Source organism: Pseudomonas sp. YuFO20 (assembly GCF_035064975.1).
Taxonomy (GTDB): Bacteria; Pseudomonadota; Gammaproteobacteria; order Pseudomonadales; family Pseudomonadaceae; genus Aquipseudomonas; species Aquipseudomonas putida_AE.
Window position 1 is genome coordinate 1 of the sequence record NZ_JAXDEO010000022.1, and the last position, 17,891, is coordinate 17,891.

The window sequence follows — 17,891 nt, forward strand, 5'->3', positions numbered from 1 at the left end:
CAGCAGATCCGTGTCGGCCTGATAGACCACCACTTCGGCCTTGGCGACATCCACTCCGACTACAGAACGCGAGACACTCATTGCCACAAAGAAAGCTCCGGGTTAGGGTTTAAAGGCTTGTCGGGGCCTCACCATTGCGCTGGCTTGCTTCTATCGTCGGTTATGGCCGATGCATTCCTTATCGGCGCTTTGGTGAAGGGGTGGGGCGAAGTCTCCCACGGTCTGTACTGGCTAGAGTCAGATGCTGGTTTTTAGTCCCACCACCCCTACAAGTCTAAACATACAAGCGGGCTTGCTCGCGAAGGCGTCCGACCTGACGATCGAGTTTCTGAATCTATCCAACAATCCCGCGAACAATGAAGTACAGCAACGAAGGCCCCAACAAGCACCCAAGCCCGGTGTGGAATGTCGCCGTCAACGCACCATAAGGCACCAACCGCCGATCCGTCGCCGCCAGTCCCGCCGTCACACCGCTCACCGTGCCGGCCAGCCCACCAAACACCATCGCCGAACGCGGGTTATCCAGGCCCATCCAGCGCGCCGCCATCGGCGTGCCGACCATCACCAGGATCGCCTTGATCAACCCGGTGGCAATCGAAAGCGCCATCACATCCGAGGTGGCACCAATCGCCGCACCGGTCACCGGCCCGACGATGTAGGTCACCGCCCCCGCGCCAATCGTGGTCATGCTCACCGCATCGCGATAACCGAATACCCAGGCCATGCACGCGCCGACAATGAACGGCAATACCGTGCCCAGCAGCAGCGCGATCACGCCGATCAGCCCGGCCTTTTTCGCTTCGGTGGCCTGCACTTCGAACGCCGTGGCGACAATCGCGAAGTCCCGCAGCATGGCGCCGCCCATCAGGCCGATGCCGGAGAACAGCGTCAGGTCCGCCAGGCCTTTTTGCCCGCCGGTCATGGTGCCGCCGACCCAGGCCAGGACCAGGCCGATGACGATCGCGATCGCCGAGCCATGGATGCGCCCGAAGGTCAGGCGTTTGGAGAGGATGACCGACACCCACATGATCACGCCGACGAAGGCGAATGCCGTGACCAGGCCGTTGTGCTCCAGGCCTTTCTCGATGAGATCCCACATATCAGCGACCTCCTGCTGGCGTGCCGACGGGGGTCATTTCCGTGGGCTCATCGGGCAAGGGTTCGCCTTTGTGGGTCCGGCTGATCAGGGCAATGGTGCAGCCGCACACCACCACCGAGCCGATCGCCGCCAGCACCGCCACCGGGCCGCCGTGCAAGGCCGTGACCACGTTCTGTTGCGCGGCCATCGCCACCACCACCGGAATGTACATGGCACCCCAGAAGCCAACGCCCATTTCGCAATCCTTGGTCATGCCGCCGCGTTTTTGCATCCACAACCGCGCGCAGATCAACAGGATCATCGCGATCCCGACCCCGCCGACGTTGGATTTGACCCCCAGCAGGACGCCGAGCATGTCACCCATGATCACCCCTGCCAGCGTACAGATCGCCAGCAGCGCCACACCGTAAATAATCATTGTTGTCGTCCTCAAAGTGCATCGTCGAATGTTGTTCTTGTTGTTCGAAGCCTCAGGGTGTCTAGGGGTGGCGCAGTCCCTCCTCACGCAACAGCGCCTGCAGGGTATCGAGCCGGGCACCGTCGAACGCGATCACGGTGCCCTGCTCGAACACCCGGCGCGCCAGCCCGGTCAACACCGCACCGGGCGGCAGTTCGATCTGCAGACGTACGCCGCGCTCGTAAGCGCTTTGCACCGTGCCGCGCCAATCCACCACGCGGCACATGTTGAAGGACAGGTCGTCGCGCAAGGCCTCGACCTTGATCACCGGGCGCGCGCGACTGCCGCTCAGGTAAGCGATCTTCGGCGTTTGCAGCTTCACATTGGCGAAGGCTGCGGCGAGGGTTTGCGCCGGCGCATCCAGCAGCGGGCAGTGCGACGGCACACTCACCGCCAGACGCTTGGCCAGCCCTGCCCCACGCGCTTTTGCCAGCTCGGCCAGCGCTTTCATCGCCGCGTCACTGCCGGCAATCACCACCTGGTTGTCGGCGTTGATATTGGCCAGGTACACAGGCGTATCGACGCTGTGAACCTGGGCCAGCAAGCCCTCCACCACCGCCAGGTCCAGGCCGATGATCGCGGTCATTCCGTAGCCCTGTGGATACGCCTGCTGCATCAACTCACCGCGCAGGCTGACCAGATGCAGCGCATCGCTGAACGCCAGGGCACCGGCGACCACCGCGGCCGGGTAGGCACCGATGGAAAGCCCGGCGACGTAATCGGTCGGCAATGACAACTGCCGTGCAGCCGCCACACCGGCGATCAACAGGCAGAGCTGCACCGCCCTTGTCGATTGCAGCGCTTGGGCAGAGTCCAGCAGCCGTACGTCTTCGCCCAACACATCGCTGGCTTCGCTCAGGGTTTCCCGAGGCAAACCCTGGAGCATGCCCGGCCGCTGCGCACCCTGACCCGGGAACACCAGCAAGCTGCTCACGCTGCCTGCTCCTGCGGGTTCCATGGGTCGATCACCAAGCGGGCTCCCGTTGCATTCTTGAGCAGGACCCGAGTGGAAGAGCCCGCCCATTCACGCAAGGCGACCGCGCCAAACGAGGTCTGCAATTGCATGTCCACCACACACGGAGTCGCATCGAGCAATGCCACCAGCTCCCGAGCCTGATCACGCGCCAGAGGGTGTGGCGTGCGCAGAATAAGATCCAGATCGCTGGCCTCATGGAGGGCCGCAAAGCCGCTGGCCAACTCGAACCCGGCACTGCCGCTGACACCCCAGACCCAACCGCAGGCATCGAGTACGGGGCGCAATTGAGCCAAGGCCTCAAGCGCCGGCAGGTCACGGTGGCTATCGACATGACACAGCTCTTCCGGGCTGACACGACGGCTGATCGCCGCCATCGCCATCGACGTCCCATAACGCTGCTCACGCAAACGACCCCGCACGCCAACCGCAATCCGATCCGCCGTCGACAGCGCACGGCGCACCACCACGGGCTGACCGGCACCGATCGACTCGACCACCCAGGCAGGCGCATCCACCGGCAGCTGCTGCGGGGTCATGCCCCACAGCAGGTCGTGGGCCAGGAACCTGCTCACCACTGCTCCCTCAGCAATTGGCGGACCTTGCTCGAGGCCGCACGATTGGCCGCGCCGAGGCGACCGCTGAGATCCGTGCCATTGCGCGCAACATCATCAATCGCCTGGGCCAGGCACTCGCTCACCCGCGCCAGATCCGCCGCGGTGGGCTGTTCGATCTGCCGCACCGCCAGGGTTTCCCAGAGCAGGCCGAGGCTGGCATAGCTGTCGATGTCGTAGGCCATCGGAGGCACGCTGGCGGCCAGGGCTTCCAGCTCTTCGACACTGCGCAAGGTCACCCGCGCCGCCGAGGCCTTGCCCATGGCGTGCACCATCACGCCCGGATCGCGCAGGGCAATCAGCCGGTTGGCCTGATAGCCATGGGCGAGAAAGGCACCAGACATGGCCTTGCCCACCAGCAGACCGATGACGGCATGCCCGGCCAAACGGGCGCGGGCATAACTGTCCGCCGCACCGGCCAAGGCCTGATGAATGCCGAGTGCCTCTTCACGGCGACCATAGGCCTGGCTCGGCACGTCGACGATGGCGATCAAGGCGCGTTTTTGCGGTTTGTCCTGATCGGCGGCGATGACTTCGTCCACCGCCTTGGCCAGGCCCCAGCCTTCGAGCAGACCGACTTCGCCATTACGAGCGCGGACGAAACGGTTGTCCGGATCGGCCACCACGGCGATAAACCGCACGGGTTGATCACCTAGAAGTCCATCCGCCACTTTCAGCGAGGCCGGCAAACCAACCACTTGCTGGGCATCGGCAGCCAAGGCGTTGAACCAGTTCAAGCCTCTGAGGGAATAGGCACTCATGGGCGCTCTCCTTGATACAGGTCGCGAACCGTGGCCGGGTTCGGCATCCAGACGCGCCAGCCGTTGCAGAAACAGCTCGGCCTGGGTGCTACGCTGCTGCGCGGGCAAACCCTGCTTTAGCAGTTCGCCGACCTGCTGGCGAATCTGCGCCACGTCGTCATCGGCGTAGCGATCCACCAGCCCCGTGGCAAAACGTTGCTCGCCGCCGGTGAGGCTCCAGATGAAGGGGCGATCCCGCGAGTCGTACTCCTCGAGCCCCGCCTCCTGTTCGATCACCTGTGGGCCGTTCAGCCCGAGACGCGCTTCCTGGGTCACCAGCAGATAGCTGCACAGCCCGGCGGCAATCGACATGCCGCCGAAGCAACCCACGCTGCCGGCTACTACACCAACCACTGGCTGGTACTGGCGCAAATCGACAATCGCCGCATGAATATCGGCAATCGCAGCCAATCCGAGGTTGGCTTCCTGTAAACGCACGCCACCGGTTTCCAGCAGCAACACGGCGCGGGTCGGGATGCCCTTGCGGTTATCCTCGGCGGCCAGCTCCAGAGCGCCGGCGATTTTTGCCCCGCCGACTTCGCCGAGGCTGCCGCCCTGGAAGGCCCCTTCGATGGCCGCGATCACCACCGGCAAACCTTCCAGAGAACCTTTGGCGATGACCACGCCGTCATCGGCCTGTGGCACCACGCCCTGGCGCGACAGCCATGGCGACATGACCCGCTGGAACGGGTCGAGCAATTCGCGAAAGGTGCCGGCATCGAGCAAGGCTTTGGCCCGTTGCCGCGCGCCCAGCTCAACAAAGCTGTGCTTATGGAGAAGCGCTGTACTGTCAGTCATGACCGATCTCCTCGAAGCCCTGTTCCAGGCGCAGGCGGACCACGCCGGGGGTGGCGCCGAAATCGTGGATATCGATGTCCATCGCAGGCAAGGTCTGACCGTCGAACATCCGTGCGAACAGGTGCTGCCAGCGTTGTTCGCTGCCGTTGACCGAGGTCTGCACGGTGATGGTCAGCTTGCCGGCCTGACCCGGTTCGATCAGCACTTCCAGATCGCCCGAGCCGACACACCCCACCAGGGTGCGACCGCGTGGCGGCTGCCCGGCGGGAAATTCAAAGGATAAGGTTTCCATCAAAACGCTCCCTGATTGATGTCGTCGCCGGACTCGATACGATCGAGGAACAGGCAGGCTGCGAGCAGGTCGGCAGCACCACCGGGCGAGGCATTCAATGCGATTAATTGTTGGTCCAGCTCATGCAGCCGACGACGTCCCGCGAGGCTGGCGCTGCCACCTGAATCGAGCACGGCCTGGGCGCCCAGCTGCATGGTGTGCAGGCCCTCTTCCCCGGCGCGATACAGCACGCAGGTGTCAGCCAGGTTGGTCATGATTGCCAGCAGCGCATCGAGCCGGGCGTTCTGTTCGCCATGGCCGGCCGCGCGGCTGCACTTGAGTTGCGGCAGTGCGCGTTGGGTCACCGCCGGGAAACCGAGCTGCGCTTCTTCGCGGGCACCCCGTGCACCGTAGCGTTGAGCGACCTGGGCGCCGTGGCTCAGCGGACGCGGCGCGTAACGATCATCGAGCAAGGCCAGGCGTGCGGCGCGCAAGGCGACAGAACCGGCAGCGCTGGATTGCGGCTCAAGCGCAACTGCGGCGACCAGCAGCCCCAGCGCCCAGATCGCCCCGCGATGGGTATTCACGCCGTGGGTGGTGGCGAGCATCGCCTGTTCGCCTTCCCGCCCGATCAGGCCAATGGCCTCGCGCAGCGGCAAGCCGACCTCGCCAATTTCAATAGCGGCTTCAGCCATTTCCTTGAACGCCGGCCACAAGGCCAGCGCCGAGGCGTGCATCAGCCCCAGGTGCAGGTCGGTATGAACGCCATTGCCGCGACGGTCGACCAGCGCCGGTTTGGGCGACAGGTCCGCCTCGTCGATCAGCGCGTCCACCGCCAGGTCCGCCAGGCGTTCGGCCAGGCTCAGGGTTTTCGCTTGCAGGTTGAGTGCGTGCATTACCAGCTCCTGAACTTGGCGGGAGGGTTGTAGAGGCCACCGGACCACTCCACCAGGTCGGCCACGCTTTTCGCGGCAAGCAACTCGCGGGTGGCGTCGGTGCGGCGGATGCCGAGGTCTTCGGGCAAGGCGATCAAGCCTTCGCGGCGCATGCGCGCGGTATCTTTTGGGTTGTGGCGCAGGCCGATGGCGGTCACCCCGGCAACCGCAGCGATCATGGCCCGGCGCTCTTCCAGCGAACGGGCCTTGTACAGGTAGGCGATGCCTTCTTCGGTCAGCAGGTGGGTGACGTCGTCGCCGTAGATCATGATCGGCGCCAGCGGCATGCCGCTTTTCTTCGCCACCTCCACCGCGTCGAGGGTTTCGACGAAGGTCGGTTTGCCGCCCTCCTGGAAGGTCTCGACCATTTGCACCACCAGTTTCTTGCCGCGTTCGAGCATCGGTTCGGCTGCGTCGGCGTGGCGCATGTCGAGCCAGGCTGGGGTGCCGTGGCGGCGACCGCGCGGGTCGTGACCCATGTTCGGCGCCCCGCCGAAACCGGCCAGGCGACCGCGGGTCACGGTGGAAGAATGGCCGTCGCCGTCGACTTGCAGGGTCGCGCCGATGAACAGGTCCACCGCGTATTGCCCGGCCAGTTGGCTGAACATCCGGTTGGAGCGCAGGGAGCCATCGCGCCCGGTGAAGAACACGTCCGGCCGGGCGGCGATGTAGTTTTCCATGCCCAGTTCGGTGCCGAAGCAATGCACGCTTTCGACCCAGCCGCTTTCAATTGCCGGGATCAAAGTCGGGTGCGGATTGAGCGTCCAGTTGCGGCAGATCTTGCCCTTGAGGCCGAGGGATTCACCGTAGGTTGGCAGGATCAGCTCGATGGCGGCGGTGTTGAAACCGATGCCGTGGTTGAGCGACTGCACGTTGTGTTTTTCGTAGATCCCGCGAATCGCCATCATCGCCATCAGCACATGCACCGGCTTGATGTGCCGGGGGTCACGGGTGAACAGCGGCTCGATGTAGAACGGCTTGTCCGCCACCACCACGAAGTCGACCCAGGAAGCGGGAATGTCGACCCGCGGCAAGTCGCTGACATCGTCCACCAACTGATTGACCTGGACGATGACGATGCCGTCGCTGAAGGCGGCCGGCTCGATCAGCGCCGGGGTGTCTTCGGTGCTGGGCCCGGTATAGATGTTGCCGGCGCGGTCGGCCATGAAACTGGCGCTGAGCACCACGTTGGGAATCAGGTCGACCACCAGTCGCGCATAGAGCTCGATGTAAGTGTGGATCGCGCCGATTTCCAGCAGGCCGTCTTCCAGCAACTGGCTGATGCGCAGGCTCTGGGTGCCGGCGAAGGAGAAATCGAGCTTGCGGGCGATGCCGCGTTCGAACAGGTCCAGGTGCTCGGAGCGACCGACGCTGGGCATGATCATGTGCAGGTCATGCAGCTTCGCGGGGTCGGCCTTGGCCAGGGAACGGGAAAGAAAATCCGCCTGCTTCTGGTTATTGCCCTCCAGCACAACACGATCGCCGGGCAGGATCAACGCCTCCAGCGCCGCCACAATCTTGTCGGTGGGCAACACCACACCGTCAGCCAGGTCTCGCACCTGCGCAAGACGCCGCTGCTTCTCGCTGCGCCGCCGCGTCCATCGCGAGTCGGGGGAAATTGTTGTTGTCATGACCACTCCACGGGTTCGCTGTCGTGGGGGTCACAGTAGGAGCGTTGGGTGGGGGCATCAATCAAGCAGAGTGGGGGATTGTTACGGTTAGGGTAATGGTAAACCCCTTGCATCCGCATTTCAATTGAGGCATTTACTGATACTTAAAGCTCCGCCCTAATGCGCGGGAGCCGAGAGGCGCGGTACGGATTGAGTGTTTCCATCGTTTCATTTCCTACGATTTTGCGACTTTGCTTCAACTCAGCAATTTCTTTTAGATCATCCATCACAACGGTGCTTGAAATGGTGGTGACGCAACCTATCAATCGTTTTATTAGTCATAACACTCTCGAAGCCATAGGCCTCTAACTCAGAGCTCATTCGTTGTTTATATCCCCTCACGGTCGGACTGAAAAAATCTATCTTTTCATAAGGTTTTGAAGCGGCGATAATTTCGGGAGTTCTAAGCGGAGATCTCCATTCCAAAAGCTGCCTTCCCGCACTTGAATTTTTACTTACACGCCTCTCCACGCCAGCAAGACTGCGACCTCTTTTCTTGAATTTATAACTTTCAATCAAAGCATCGTGCATGACCTTACCATAGGGTGACTAAGTAATCGCAAGCGAATTCTCACCTACTGAGTGCATCACTGAACGCTGCTGATCCGTAGCCAATAAAACCGTTTCTAGTGAGCCGCCCAAACGTTTCTGTTGTGCCAATAACTGATCACCCTCCTGCACAATCGAATGGCGCGCCACGCCCTGAATCTCTGTGGCCAGCCGGTTTTTGCAGTAAAAGCGCTGCAGAGTGTCCTGTTTGGCCGGATTCAAGCCAATCACACGGTCCAGCGGATCATAGTGTTAAGTGCAGAGTACTTCTTTGTTTGGGGAAGACATTGGCAGGGCTCCTGCTGCTCCTTGCTGATGGCATTGAGCTTCAGCCATTGTGCTGCAGGTGTCTACTAGCAGAACTGATAGGTAAGCGCTGGCCTCAAGCCAACCACATTGTCAGCGGACAGAACGAAGTCGAGCTTGCGGACGATGCCGCGTTCGAACAGGTCCAGGTGCTCGGAGCGCCCGACGCTGGGCATGATCATGTGCATGTCATGCAGCTTCGCGGGGTCGGCCTTGGCCAGGGAACGGCCCCCCATTGCATGCGCATCTCAGTTGCGGCCTTCTCTGATACCTAAAGCTTTTGCCCTAGCGCGCGAGCTCCCATGGACTTTGAATGGAGAAAGTGTTTCCACCGGTTCAATTCCTGGGGTTTTCTTCATTCCACGACTTAATTTAGCAGAGTTCTTTAGATCATCCATCACTAAACGCTGTTTGAAATAATGGTCGCGCAGCCTAGGGATCGTTTTATTCTCCTTGATATGCTTGACGCCATAAATTTTTTTCTCAGAGAGCATGCGCTGCCTATATCCATTCATATATTCACTGAGCAAGTTTATTTTTTTAAAAAACTTTGAAGTGTCGATCATTTCGGGAGTTTTAGTCGGATACCTCAATTCAAAAAGCTGCCTATCAGCATTTGAACCTTTAACTACGACCTTCCCCACCTTACGAAGATTGGAACTTTCAATCTTAAACCTAAAACTTTCAAACAGAGCATCTTGCATGAAATAATAGTTTAGCTTAGGCTCTGGTAGCAAATGAAAACGAAGAGGGAGCGACATCTTGGAAAGTTCTCTGGTAGTTAACGAAAACCATGCCCTACCCGTTGGATCAACCCTATTAACCGGATTTCCCGAGCAATAGGCATATGCATTCAACCCTCCCTTGTCAAACGGACTCAAGCTGTCCGGACTGATAAATCTCATCAACACCGGGTCAAACACCCGATAACTACCCAATAAATAATGCCCGGTGATCGCATCCGGCTGTTCACCATTAAAACCCAGCAAACTGGTTAAACCACTTTCTGCGAGACGATGACCATAGGGTGAATAAGCAATCGGCAGTGAGTTCTTACCAACTTCGTGCATCACTGATCGCTGCTGATCAGTGGCCAATAAAGCCGTTTCCAGTGAGCCGCCCAACCGTTTCTGTTGTGCCAATAACTGATCACCGCCCTGCACAATTGAATGGCGCGCCACGCCCTGAATCTCCGTGGCCAGCCGGCTATCGCAGTAAAAACGCTGCAGAGTGTCCTGTTTGGCCGGATTCAAGCCAATCAGACGGTCCAGTGGATCATAGTGATAAGTGCAGAGTACTTCTTTGTTGGGGGAAGGCATTGGCAGGGCTCCTGTTGCTCCTTGCTGGTGGCATTGAGCTTCGGCCCTTGTGCTGCAGGTGTCTACTAGCAGAACTGATAGGTAAACGCTGGCCTGAGGCCAACCACTGTCAGCGGACAGAACGAAGTCGAGCTTGCGCGCAATGCCGCGGGGGCCAGGTGCTCGGGGCGACCGACGCTAGGTATGATCATGAAAGTTGCGTTGTCAGGGCTGACGCCTTCGCGGGCAAGTCGAATCGTCGCACCGCCGCTCCTACAGTCTCCGTGTATTGCCCATCATCTGCGGCAACCACAATACCTGTGGGAGCGGGCTTGCCCGCGAAGGGGCCAGGAAAGTTTCCAAAGCGTTGAGCCATGGGTCATCACGGTTCGCCCATCTGCTCCTGCACCCGAATCAAAAGCTGCGCAGTACTTTCCAGCAACTGCGCCAGCAAAGAAGTAGTTTGTGCATCTTTCAGTCGAGCGATTGCCGAACGCATCAAGCCTTCGCATTCCTTGCGTTCCGGCGGCTCGACCTTCAACCCACCGCTACGTACCAGACTCTCCAGATTCTCGCTGCTGCCCATCCTTGGACTCCACAGGGTTCTCACCCATCAGATTGATCTTGTCCTGCTGCGCTACCCGCACGACGAAGCTGTTTTCAGCCTTTATTTTTGCGGCCCAGTCTTCGGGGGTGTAGAGCGTCGGATTGACGGTGCGGCCCAGTTGCTCTTCCAGGGGCAAGAGTCGTTCCCAACTTGTGGACGTCTTCGCCAGCCGATCGGGTTTTGTGTTTAAACATTTGTCCGCGGATGGGGTGGAAGGCTACAACGCCAGACATCGCTGCCTACAGCAATGCCGGAACCCGCTGACTGGTGCGCTTTTGCGTTGATCTTTATTGTTTGGGTGTCGCTGCAAATTCAGCGGCCGGGTTTGGAACCCCGAGGTGTAGACGACGCAAAAGCGCCTTTCATAACGTATGCTTGCGCACCTTGAATGTGTGCACTCCGTTATGGCGGCTGTGCGCGGGAGACCTTCGGGTCTGCCGGGTTTTGTCCGTTTACCCCGGGTTCCAACCTGCGTACAGCTGCCACCCTTCGATTGGAACCCAAGGGAGCAGCTAAAACTCGTAAGACGGAGATTCACTATGTTCAAAGTTACTCCCAATCCCCCAGACACAGGTCCCCAAGCTTGCGTCGAAGACGAAAAACTCAAAGAAGCCGCCGACCGCGCCCTCTCCCATTACTTCCCGCCTGCTCACGAAAAACCGGCCAAGCGCCGAAAATTCCAGCTGTTCACCGTTTCTCCCGATGTCTGCACCGAAGCGCTTCTGGCCAATGCCTCTGAAGACCTGCTGTCCATCAGTGCCATTGCGGCCGATCTGGCGGACGGGGTGGAAGGTTCGCGGCGTTCGGTAGCCTTGGCGCTCAGCCGAATGGCCGATGGCGTGCATTTGTTGGTGGAGCGGGCGTTGGATCATCATGAGGCGTTGGCTCGGGCCAAGGTTTAGCTGTCAGGCCTTCGGTGAATTGGAGGCCGCCTTCGCGAGCAAGCCCGCTCCCACATTGGTTTGCGGCGAACACAAAACCCTGTGGGAGCGGGCTTGCTCGCGAAGGGGCCCTTCAGACGAGCCCGGCACTCACCAACAACTCTTCCAGCGCCAGCAGATCCGGCACCTTGGCCACTTGATCCGCTACCTGTACCGCCGCTTGCTCCAGCGAACACAGCGGCACATCCACATAGCTCAACTGGCTGTCGAGCTTGTACGAGCGCGGAATCCCCTGCACCAGTAGCGCGATGAATTTCAGTTCGGGACGACCGCCGAGCGCATTGAGAATGACGATTCGCGCGCGTTCGCCGATGACGATTTTCTGCCCGCAGGTTGACTCGAAGCTGAGCAACGGAATCTGCCGGTCGCGCCAGGCGACCCGTCCCAGGTACCAGGGCGGTGAGTCCAGGTTGAAGGCCGCGGGCTGGTAGTCGATCAGCTCCGCCACCGCGACGTTGGGCAGGATCAGGTTGCGGTCGGCCAGGGGCAGCAGCAGGCCGGTGAGCTGGCTTTCGCGCGAGTCGTGGCGACGCTCATGCATGGGTCTTGCTCCACAGGGCGATGCTTTCGAGCAGTACCGATTCCTGGTACGGCTTGCCAAGGTAGTCATTGACGCCGATGGCCATGGCCCGGTCGCGGTGTTTCTGGCCGGTGCGGGAGGTGATCATGATGATCGGCAGGTGTCGCAGGCGCTCATCGTTGCGCACTTGGGTCGCAACTTCGAAGCCATCCATGCGCGGCATTTCGATGTCCAGCAGCATCAGGTCCGGACTGTGCTCTTCGAGCAGCAGCATGGCGTCGACCCCGTCCTTGGCGGTCAGCACGTTCATGCCGTGGCGTTCGAGCAAACGGCTGGTGACCTTGCGCACGGTGACCGAGTCATCGACCACCATCACCAGCAACGGCCGCTGCGGCTCGACCTCGACTTCGTGGCTCGCCGGACGCTGCGGCGCACGCGCTTGCATGGCGCGAACCGGCGCCAGCAGGTCCAGGATCAGCACCACCCGGCCATCCCCCAGAATCGTCGCTCCGGATACCCCTTGCACCGCCGAAAACTGCGGGCCGAGGCTTTTCACCACGATCTCGCGCGTGCCCGCCATGGCATCCACCTGCACCGCAATGTGCCGCTCGTTGCACTGCACCAGCAACACCGGCAGCGGCAGGCTCTGGCCCGACAGCCGTGGGCGTGGGCTGGTTTTCAGCAACTCGCCCAGGTAACACAGTTCATAACGCTGCCCGGCGTATTCATAGGTCGGCGGATCAAGTCGAAAATGCCCTTCGAGTTCGTTGGGCAACACGCGCACGATGCCGTCGATGGTGTTCAGCGGAATCGCGTATTGATCCTCCGCGCATTGCACCATCAAGGCCCGGTTGACCGACACGGTGAACGGCAGGCGAATGCGAAAATGCACGCCCTGCCCCGGCACCGAGTCGATGCTCATGGTGCCGCCCAGTTGCCGCACTTCTTCGTGCACCACGTCCATGCCGACACCACGCCCGGAGATCTGGGTGATTTTCTCGGCCGTGGAAAACCCCGGCTGCAGGATGAATTGCAGCACGTCGTGGTCGCTGATGACGCTGTCCGGGGCGAGCAGGCCGCGCTTGATCGCCTTGCGTCGCACCGCCTCCAGGGGCACGCCGGCACCGTCGTCGCGAATATCGAAAATGATGTCGCCACCCTCGCGCAACAGATCCAGGGTGATCCGCCCTTGCGCCGGTTTGCCCGCCGCAACCCTCACGTCGGCGGGCTCCAGGCCATGGTCGACGGCGTTGCGCAGCATATGCTCCAGCGGCGCCGCCATGCGTTCGAGCACATTGCGATCCATCTCGCCTTCGGCGTTGCCGACGATGAACTCGACGTCCTTGCCCAGCTCACCGGCCACCTGGCGGACAATGCGCTTGAGGCGCGGCAGCATGCGCTCGAACGGCACCATGCGCGTGCGCATCAGGCCTTCCTGCAATTCGGTGTTGATGCGGCCCTGCTGTTGCAACAGGTTTTCCGCGTCCTGGTTGCGCCGGTCGAGGGTTTCCTTGAGGTCGAGCAAGTCGGAGGCGGATTCGAACAGGGCGCGCGACAGTTGCTGCAATTGCGAATGACGGTCCATTTCCAGCGGATCGAACTCTTCGTAACCCAGGCGCTCGGCCTCGACCTGCTGACGGCTGAGGATCCGGCCCTGGGTTTCGGTATCCAGCCGGCGCAACTGGTCGCGCATGCGCTCGATGGTGGTTTCCATCTCGTTGAGCGCCACCTGCGCGTCGTTTACCTGTTGTTCGATGCGACCACGAAAGATCGAGGTTTCAGCGGCCAGGTTGACCAGGTCATCGAGCAGCTCCGCCGAGACCTTGACCATGTCCGCCCCGGCATCGGGTTGCAGCTGTGGTGGCTCGGCTTTCGCCGCCACGGTGAGCGGCGCCGGGGTTTCAGCCAGTACCGGGTGACTGAAGTTCTGGATCGCGTCGATCAACCGGTCGGCCGGCGGCAAAGGCTCGCCGGCGCGCGCCGCGTCGAGCATCTGGGCCAGGCGGTCATGGCTGCGCTGCAGCAGCTCGAACAACGCCGGCGTGGGTTGCAGCACGCCGGTGGACAGGCCTTCGTAGAGATACTCCAGCTCATGGGCCAGGTCGCCGATCGGGGCGATTTCCACCATGCGCGCACCACCCTTGAGGGTGTGCAGGTCGCGCAGCAGGGTTTCCATTTCCTGGCGGTTCGACGGCTCGGCCTGCCAGCGCAGCAGCGCCGCGCCGGAGCTTTCGATGATGTCGAAGCCTTCTTCAAGGAAGATGTCCAGCAACTCGCCGTCATGGTGGGTCGAGTCGTTGCCGGTCGCCGCTTCGAGCACCTCGGCGTTGCTCGCGTGACCTTGCCTGAAGGCGCGAATCGCTTCGATCAGGTCCTCGGGATCGCCCAGGGCTTGATGGTATTGCAGTTGCTCAAGCAACTGGGCCAGGCGGTCGTGGCTCTGTTGCAGCAGCTGCGCCAGCGCTTCGCTGTGGCTGTAACGGCGATCCACCAGTCCCTCATAGAGGCTTTCCAGTTCATGGGCCAGGTCGCCGACCGGCTCGACCTCGGCCATACGCGCGCCACCCTTGAGGGTGTGCAGATCGCGCTGCAACGACGACAGGGGCGCGGCGTTATGCGGGTCATTGAGCCAGCGCTGCAGGGAATGGTTGGCGCTTTCGAGGATATCCTCGGCTTCCTCGAGGAAGATCGAGACGATGTCGTTGTCCAGTTCGGCGGCGCGCCCCCCTGTAGGAGCTGGCTTGCCAGCGATGGACGTCAACGATGACGCGTTGTCATTGGATGACCGCGGCGCCTGTGAGTCCATCGCGAGCAGGCTCGCTCCCACAGGGGGGGGTAGGGTTTGTGCCAGTTCAGCGGTGGCGTCGCCCAGCTCGCGAATGCTCAAGGTGCGACTGCCGTCACTGCGGATCAGGCCCATGGCGGACGGATCGAGGCTCTGGTCGAGCAAGCCGTGCAAGGCCCGAACCCGCTCCGGACGCGGGCTGACTTCCTGGCCGGCCGCCAACTCATCGAGCATGTTGATCAGCGCTTCGTGGGCACTCTGTGCCTCATGGAAAAACGCTTCGCTGACTGCCAGGCTGCTCTCTTCCACCGCGCCGTAGAGATCGAGCAAGGCTTCGCAGAGTTCATCCACCGGGTGCAGGTCGGCCAGGTGCGCACCTTCGCCGAGGGTGGTCAATTCGTCCAGCAGTGCACTGAGTTCCTGGCGCTCGCCCGGGTGCTGCTGCCAACGCCGCAACAGGCTTTCGGCGTCCAGCAGGATGTCCATGCCCTGGGCCAGGAAGTTGTTGATCAGCTGCGGGTCGCGCTTTATCCGCAGGCCACTGCTGGGCGTGTTCGAGAGGGTTTGCAGGCGCTCGGCGAGCAGCGCCCTGGCACGCTCGATCAAGGCCCGGGCACCGGGAATTTCTGCCACCGGATCGCTCTTGAGCTGGCGCAAGCCAAGCCGGAACAAACCTTCGGCCTCCAGCAGCACTTCGACTTCGTCCAGATCGAGCGCGATCAGGTGAGCCTTGTACTCCCGGGCCAGTTGGTCCAGCGGCGTCGCCAGCTCGGCAATCGGCAGGACCCCGGCCACCGACGCACTGCCCTTGAGCGTGTGCAACGCGCGCTGCAGTTCATCGCTGGCCTGCAGCGGGAGGTGTTCGGCGGCCTGGTCGAGAAATCGGTTGAGGCTACCCAGATGGGTCTCGGCTTCCTTGCGGAAGATTTCCAGCAACAGCGGGTCGAGGGCCGCGACGTCCTGGGTGTCCTCGTCCACTGCCGTGGTTTCGCCCTTGGCCAGGGCATGGGCACGGGCCGCCAGCTGGTCGACATCGTCACGCTGGCGCTGGGCATCGGCGGCATATTCGGCCATCAGTTGCGGGAGCAGATCGAGCACTTCGCCGAGCAACTGCTGCACGCTGGCGCCAGGCGTCACGCTCTGTTCGAGGATGCGGTTGAGCAGGTTTTCCATGGCCCAGGCCAGTTCGCCCAGCACCAGGGCGCGGACCATCCGGCCGCTGCCCTTGAGGGTATGGAAAGCGCGGCGCAGTTCACTCAGGGCCGAGCGGTTGGCGGGATTACCCGACCAGCGTGGCAAATACTCACGAAGGATCTCCAGTACTTCCTCGGTTTCTTCGATGAACACTTCGCGCAATTCCTCGTCCACCGGCGCTTCGCCTGACGGCGGCGGCAGCAGGCTGCCCGGCGTGTCGAGGGCGGGCGGGTTCAGGGCCGAGACCGGGTTGGCCAGCACATCGGCCAGGCTCTGGGCGATGGCCGGGGCATCCCGTTCCTGCTGTTGCTGTGCTTCGCCGGAGCTCAAGACATCCGCCAGCACCGGCACCTGTTGTTCGCTGGGGAAAACCCCGAGTGCAGCCAGGCTTCGCTGCGCCACGTCGAGCAATTGTTCACCGGGCGCCAGGGGGTCGTCGCTGAGGCGCTCAAGGTAATACTCGATGCTGGTGATAGCGTCGGCCAGGCTGTCCAGCGCCTGCCAGCCGGGCTGGCCCGGTTCGAGCAGCAGGTGCTCGCGGATAAAATGATTGCAGGTTTCGATCAGGCTCGCCGCCCGGCTCAACGGAATCATCGCCAGGGCACCGCGCACTTGGGTGAGCAAGGCCGGCAGTGCCTGCAGGTGCTGTCGGTCCCAATCGGCATCGATGTAGTCGACGATCATGTCCTTGGCCTGCTGCAGGCAGATGCGCGCTTCCTTGATGACGATCTGGTGGATCTGCGTCAGGTCGGTGGTGGGCAGGCGGCTGTCTTCCTGGCTTTCCGGCTCCACGGTGCCGACCATGCCGGCCAGGGTCGCTTCGACGTAAAGCAAGGCACCGGCCACGTCCATGAGGATCGCGTCATCGGGTGCGCGCTGTCCCTGGGTCAGGCTCAGCACCACGGCCAGTTGATCGATGATGACCTTGCGTGGCTGGCCAAAACCCAGCACCGCCAGGGTGTCGGCGATCTGCCGCAGGGGCGCCAGCAGGCTGTCGAGGTCCGAGGCGTGTTGGCGGTCGCTGCGCACGAACAGGTCGAGGCGCTCCTTGACCCGCACCAGCTCTTCGCACAAGGCCGCCAATACCGAGCGCATGGCGTCACGGTCGGGCCCGGCCAGCCGTGCGCGTTCTTCGTCGACCATCGCGCTGTCAGGCAATGCATCATCCAGTGCGTAGCGATCTTTCATGGTCAGCATCTGCCCGGTGGGATGTTCGGCCTTGGCAATATAGAACAGCAAACTCTTGAGCAACTCGGTTGGCGGCGGCTGATTGATGCCCTGCATGCCCTGTTCGAGCAGACGCTTGAGCTCCTTGTCAGCCTCCTTGAACAGGCTGCGCAAGGCCGGGCTGTTGCCGATGGCACCGGCGCGCATGCCTTCGACCAGCGCCGAAGCGACCTGCCACAGCGGGCTCAGGGGCGCTGAACCGCACACGCTTTCCAGACGGCTGAAGACCTTGGCCAGGTACTCAAGGTGAGTGTCGTCGTCCTGTTCACGCAGCAAACCGACCAGGGCCATCTGCAACATCTGCCGCAACTTGCGCAGCACATTCGGCAATTCCGCCGGCTCCAGCCGCGCCAGGGACGCTTCGTCCAGGGGCGCCAGGCCGAGCAACTGCGGGCTGAACAGGCTGGTTTCCGACAACAGGCTTTCGCCCCGGGCGCTGCGCAGGTCGTTGATCAGCGGCAACACCACCAAGGGCAAATCGCGGCGGGCGCCTTGCACGCGATCCAGGTAGATCGGCAACTGCCCCAGCGCTTGCAGCATGAGGTGCAACGCTTCATCGCGATGATTGACGCGATTGTGTTGCAAGGCGGTGACCAGTTGCTCCATTTCTTCGGCGAGCAAGGCCGCGCCGTAGAACTCGACCATCTGCAGGCTGCCGTGAACCTGATGGATGCACGCCAGGCATTCGCTCAGGGCGTGCGTCGCCTGCGGGTCATCAAGCTGGGTTTCGATCGCGTGATGAGCCTGCTTCAGCGTTTCGGCAATTTCGCCTTTGACCCATTCGAGGGCCACATAGTCGTGCCGATCACCCATAACCACTCCAATCCCCACTTCAATCAAGATAGCC

The 17,891-nt window shown here is 61.8% G+C and carries 15 protein-coding genes and 4 pseudogenes; 2 read left to right on the forward strand and 17 right to left on the reverse strand.

What is annotated here, in order from left to right; all coding sequences use genetic code 11:
* Positions 1–255: pseudogene (locus tag SOP85_RS14070) on the forward strand (hypothetical protein); the annotation flags it as partial.
* A gap of 79 nt (positions 256–334) precedes the next feature.
* Here the strand turns inward: SOP85_RS14070 and madM are convergent.
* From madM to SOP85_RS14140, 15 genes and pseudogenes are all read right to left on the reverse strand, one after another.
* Positions 335–1,099 carry a malonate transporter subunit MadM gene (madM, locus tag SOP85_RS14075; protein ID WP_020797401.1) on the reverse strand — a complete coding sequence of 255 codons (765 nt, stop codon included), beginning with the start codon at positions 1,097–1,099 and terminating at the stop codon, positions 335–337.
* Between the two features lies 1 nt (position 1,100).
* Positions 1,101–1,517, reverse strand: a complete 417-nt coding sequence (gene madL / locus SOP85_RS14080; RefSeq protein WP_323627266.1) for a malonate transporter subunit MadL — start codon at positions 1,515–1,517, stop codon at positions 1,101–1,103.
* Between the two features lie 61 nt (positions 1,518–1,578).
* Complete coding sequence (gene mdcH, locus SOP85_RS14085; RefSeq protein WP_323627267.1) at positions 1,579–2,490, reverse strand: malonate decarboxylase subunit epsilon; 912 nt, start codon at positions 2,488–2,490, stop codon at positions 1,579–1,581.
* Positions 2,487–3,107, reverse strand: a complete 621-nt coding sequence (locus SOP85_RS14090; protein ID WP_323627268.1) for a malonate decarboxylase holo-ACP synthase — start codon at positions 3,105–3,107, stop codon at positions 2,487–2,489. Before SOP85_RS14090 ends, mdcH begins: the two co-directional genes overlap by 4 nt.
* The gene (locus SOP85_RS14095; RefSeq protein ID WP_323627269.1) at positions 3,101–4,741 is read right to left on the reverse strand and encodes a biotin-independent malonate decarboxylase subunit beta; all 1,641 of its coding nucleotides are present in this window, start codon (positions 4,739–4,741) and stop codon (positions 3,101–3,103) included. Before SOP85_RS14095 ends, SOP85_RS14090 begins: the two co-directional genes overlap by 7 nt.
* The gene (locus tag SOP85_RS14100; protein WP_274075632.1) at positions 4,734–5,033 is read right to left on the reverse strand and encodes a malonate decarboxylase subunit delta; all 300 of its coding nucleotides are present in this window, start codon (positions 5,031–5,033) and stop codon (positions 4,734–4,736) included. Before SOP85_RS14100 ends, SOP85_RS14095 begins: the two co-directional genes overlap by 8 nt.
* Entirely contained in the window at positions 5,033–5,908 is an 876-nt protein-coding gene (locus tag SOP85_RS14105) for a triphosphoribosyl-dephospho-CoA synthase (RefSeq protein WP_323627270.1), read from the reverse strand. Before SOP85_RS14105 ends, SOP85_RS14100 begins: the two co-directional genes overlap by 1 nt.
* Positions 5,908–7,578, reverse strand: coding sequence for a malonate decarboxylase subunit alpha (gene mdcA / locus SOP85_RS14110; RefSeq protein WP_323627271.1), 1,671 nt, complete (start codon positions 7,576–7,578; stop codon positions 5,908–5,910). The genes SOP85_RS14105 and mdcA overlap by 1 nt, the downstream gene beginning before the upstream one ends.
* A 258-nt stretch (positions 7,579–7,836) precedes the next feature.
* A complete protein-coding gene (locus tag SOP85_RS14115) occupies positions 7,837–8,148 on the reverse strand; it encodes a hypothetical protein (RefSeq protein WP_323627272.1) in 312 nt (103 codons plus the stop codon).
* Between the two features lie 18 nt (positions 8,149–8,166).
* Positions 8,167–8,388, reverse strand: coding sequence for a hypothetical protein (locus SOP85_RS14120; protein WP_323627273.1), 222 nt, complete (start codon positions 8,386–8,388; stop codon positions 8,167–8,169).
* Positions 8,389–8,570: 182 nt separating this feature from the next.
* Positions 8,571–8,699: pseudogene (locus SOP85_RS14125) on the reverse strand (malonate decarboxylase subunit alpha); the annotation flags it as partial.
* A 21-nt stretch (positions 8,700–8,720) separates the two neighbouring features.
* Positions 8,721–9,791: an RHS repeat-associated core domain-containing protein gene (locus SOP85_RS14130; RefSeq protein ID WP_323627274.1), complete on the reverse strand. Its 1,071-nt coding sequence runs from the start codon at positions 9,789–9,791 to the stop codon at positions 8,721–8,723.
* Positions 9,792–9,905: 114 nt separating this feature from the next.
* Positions 9,906–9,982, reverse strand: a pseudogene (locus SOP85_RS31375) (hypothetical protein); the annotation flags it as partial.
* Between the two features lie 170 nt (positions 9,983–10,152).
* Positions 10,153–10,356 (reverse strand): hypothetical protein, encoded by a 204-nt coding sequence (locus SOP85_RS14135; protein WP_323627275.1) that lies wholly within the window; start codon positions 10,354–10,356, stop codon positions 10,153–10,155.
* Positions 10,319–10,522: pseudogene (locus SOP85_RS14140) on the reverse strand (transcriptional regulator); the annotation flags it as partial. The pseudogene SOP85_RS14140 and the gene SOP85_RS14135, both read right to left, overlap by 38 nt.
* Positions 10,523–10,916: 394 nt before the next feature.
* Here SOP85_RS14140 and SOP85_RS14145 point away from each other — a divergent pair.
* Positions 10,917–11,279, forward strand: a complete 363-nt coding sequence (locus SOP85_RS14145) for a DUF6124 family protein (protein WP_323627276.1) — start codon at positions 10,917–10,919, stop codon at positions 11,277–11,279.
* A 112-nt stretch (positions 11,280–11,391) separates the two neighbouring features.
* Here the strand turns inward: SOP85_RS14145 and SOP85_RS14150 are convergent, their stop codons facing one another.
* Together SOP85_RS14150 and SOP85_RS14155 are read right to left on the reverse strand one after the other, a co-directional pair.
* On the reverse strand, positions 11,392–11,859 hold the full coding sequence (locus tag SOP85_RS14150) for a chemotaxis protein CheW (protein WP_323627277.1): 468 nt from the start codon (positions 11,857–11,859) through the stop codon (positions 11,392–11,394).
* A complete protein-coding gene (locus tag SOP85_RS14155) occupies positions 11,852–17,857 on the reverse strand; it encodes an Hpt domain-containing protein (RefSeq protein WP_323627278.1) in 6,006 nt (2,001 codons plus the stop codon). Before SOP85_RS14155 ends, SOP85_RS14150 begins: the two co-directional genes overlap by 8 nt.
* Between the last annotated feature and the right edge of the window lie 34 nt (positions 17,858–17,891).

Coding starts and splice junctions, on each gene's coding strand:
- madM (WP_020797401.1), bottom strand. CDS start 1,099: ATGTGGGATCTCATCGAGAAAGGCCTGGAGCACAACGGCCTGGTCACG.
- madL (WP_323627266.1), bottom strand. CDS start 1,517: ATGATTATTTACGGTGTGGCGCTGCTGGCGATCTGTACGCTGGCAGGG.
- SOP85_RS14095 (WP_323627269.1), bottom strand. CDS start 4,741: ATGACTGACAGTACAGCGCTTCTCCATAAGCACAGCTTTGTTGAGCTG.
- SOP85_RS14100 (WP_274075632.1), bottom strand. CDS start 5,033: ATGGAAACCTTATCCTTTGAATTTCCCGCCGGGCAGCCGCCACGCGGT.
- SOP85_RS14105 (WP_323627270.1), bottom strand. CDS start 5,908: ATGCACGCACTCAACCTGCAAGCGAAAACCCTGAGCCTGGCCGAACGC.
- mdcA (WP_323627271.1), bottom strand. CDS start 7,578: ATGACAACAACAATTTCCCCCGACTCGCGATGGACGCGGCGGCGCAGC.
- SOP85_RS14115 (WP_323627272.1), bottom strand. CDS start 8,148: ATGCACGATGCTTTGATTGAAAGTTATAAATTCAAGAAAAGAGGTCGC.
- SOP85_RS14130 (WP_323627274.1), bottom strand. CDS start 9,791: ATGCCTTCCCCCAACAAAGAAGTACTCTGCACTTATCACTATGATCCA.
- SOP85_RS14135 (WP_323627275.1), bottom strand. CDS start 10,356: ATGGGCAGCAGCGAGAATCTGGAGAGTCTGGTACGTAGCGGTGGGTTG.
- SOP85_RS14145 (WP_323627276.1), top strand. CDS start 10,917: ATGTTCAAAGTTACTCCCAATCCCCCAGACACAGGTCCCCAAGCTTGC.
- SOP85_RS14150 (WP_323627277.1), bottom strand. CDS start 11,859: ATGCATGAGCGTCGCCACGACTCGCGCGAAAGCCAGCTCACCGGCCTG.
- SOP85_RS14155 (WP_323627278.1), bottom strand. CDS start 17,857: ATGGGTGATCGGCACGACTATGTGGCCCTCGAATGGGTCAAAGGCGAA.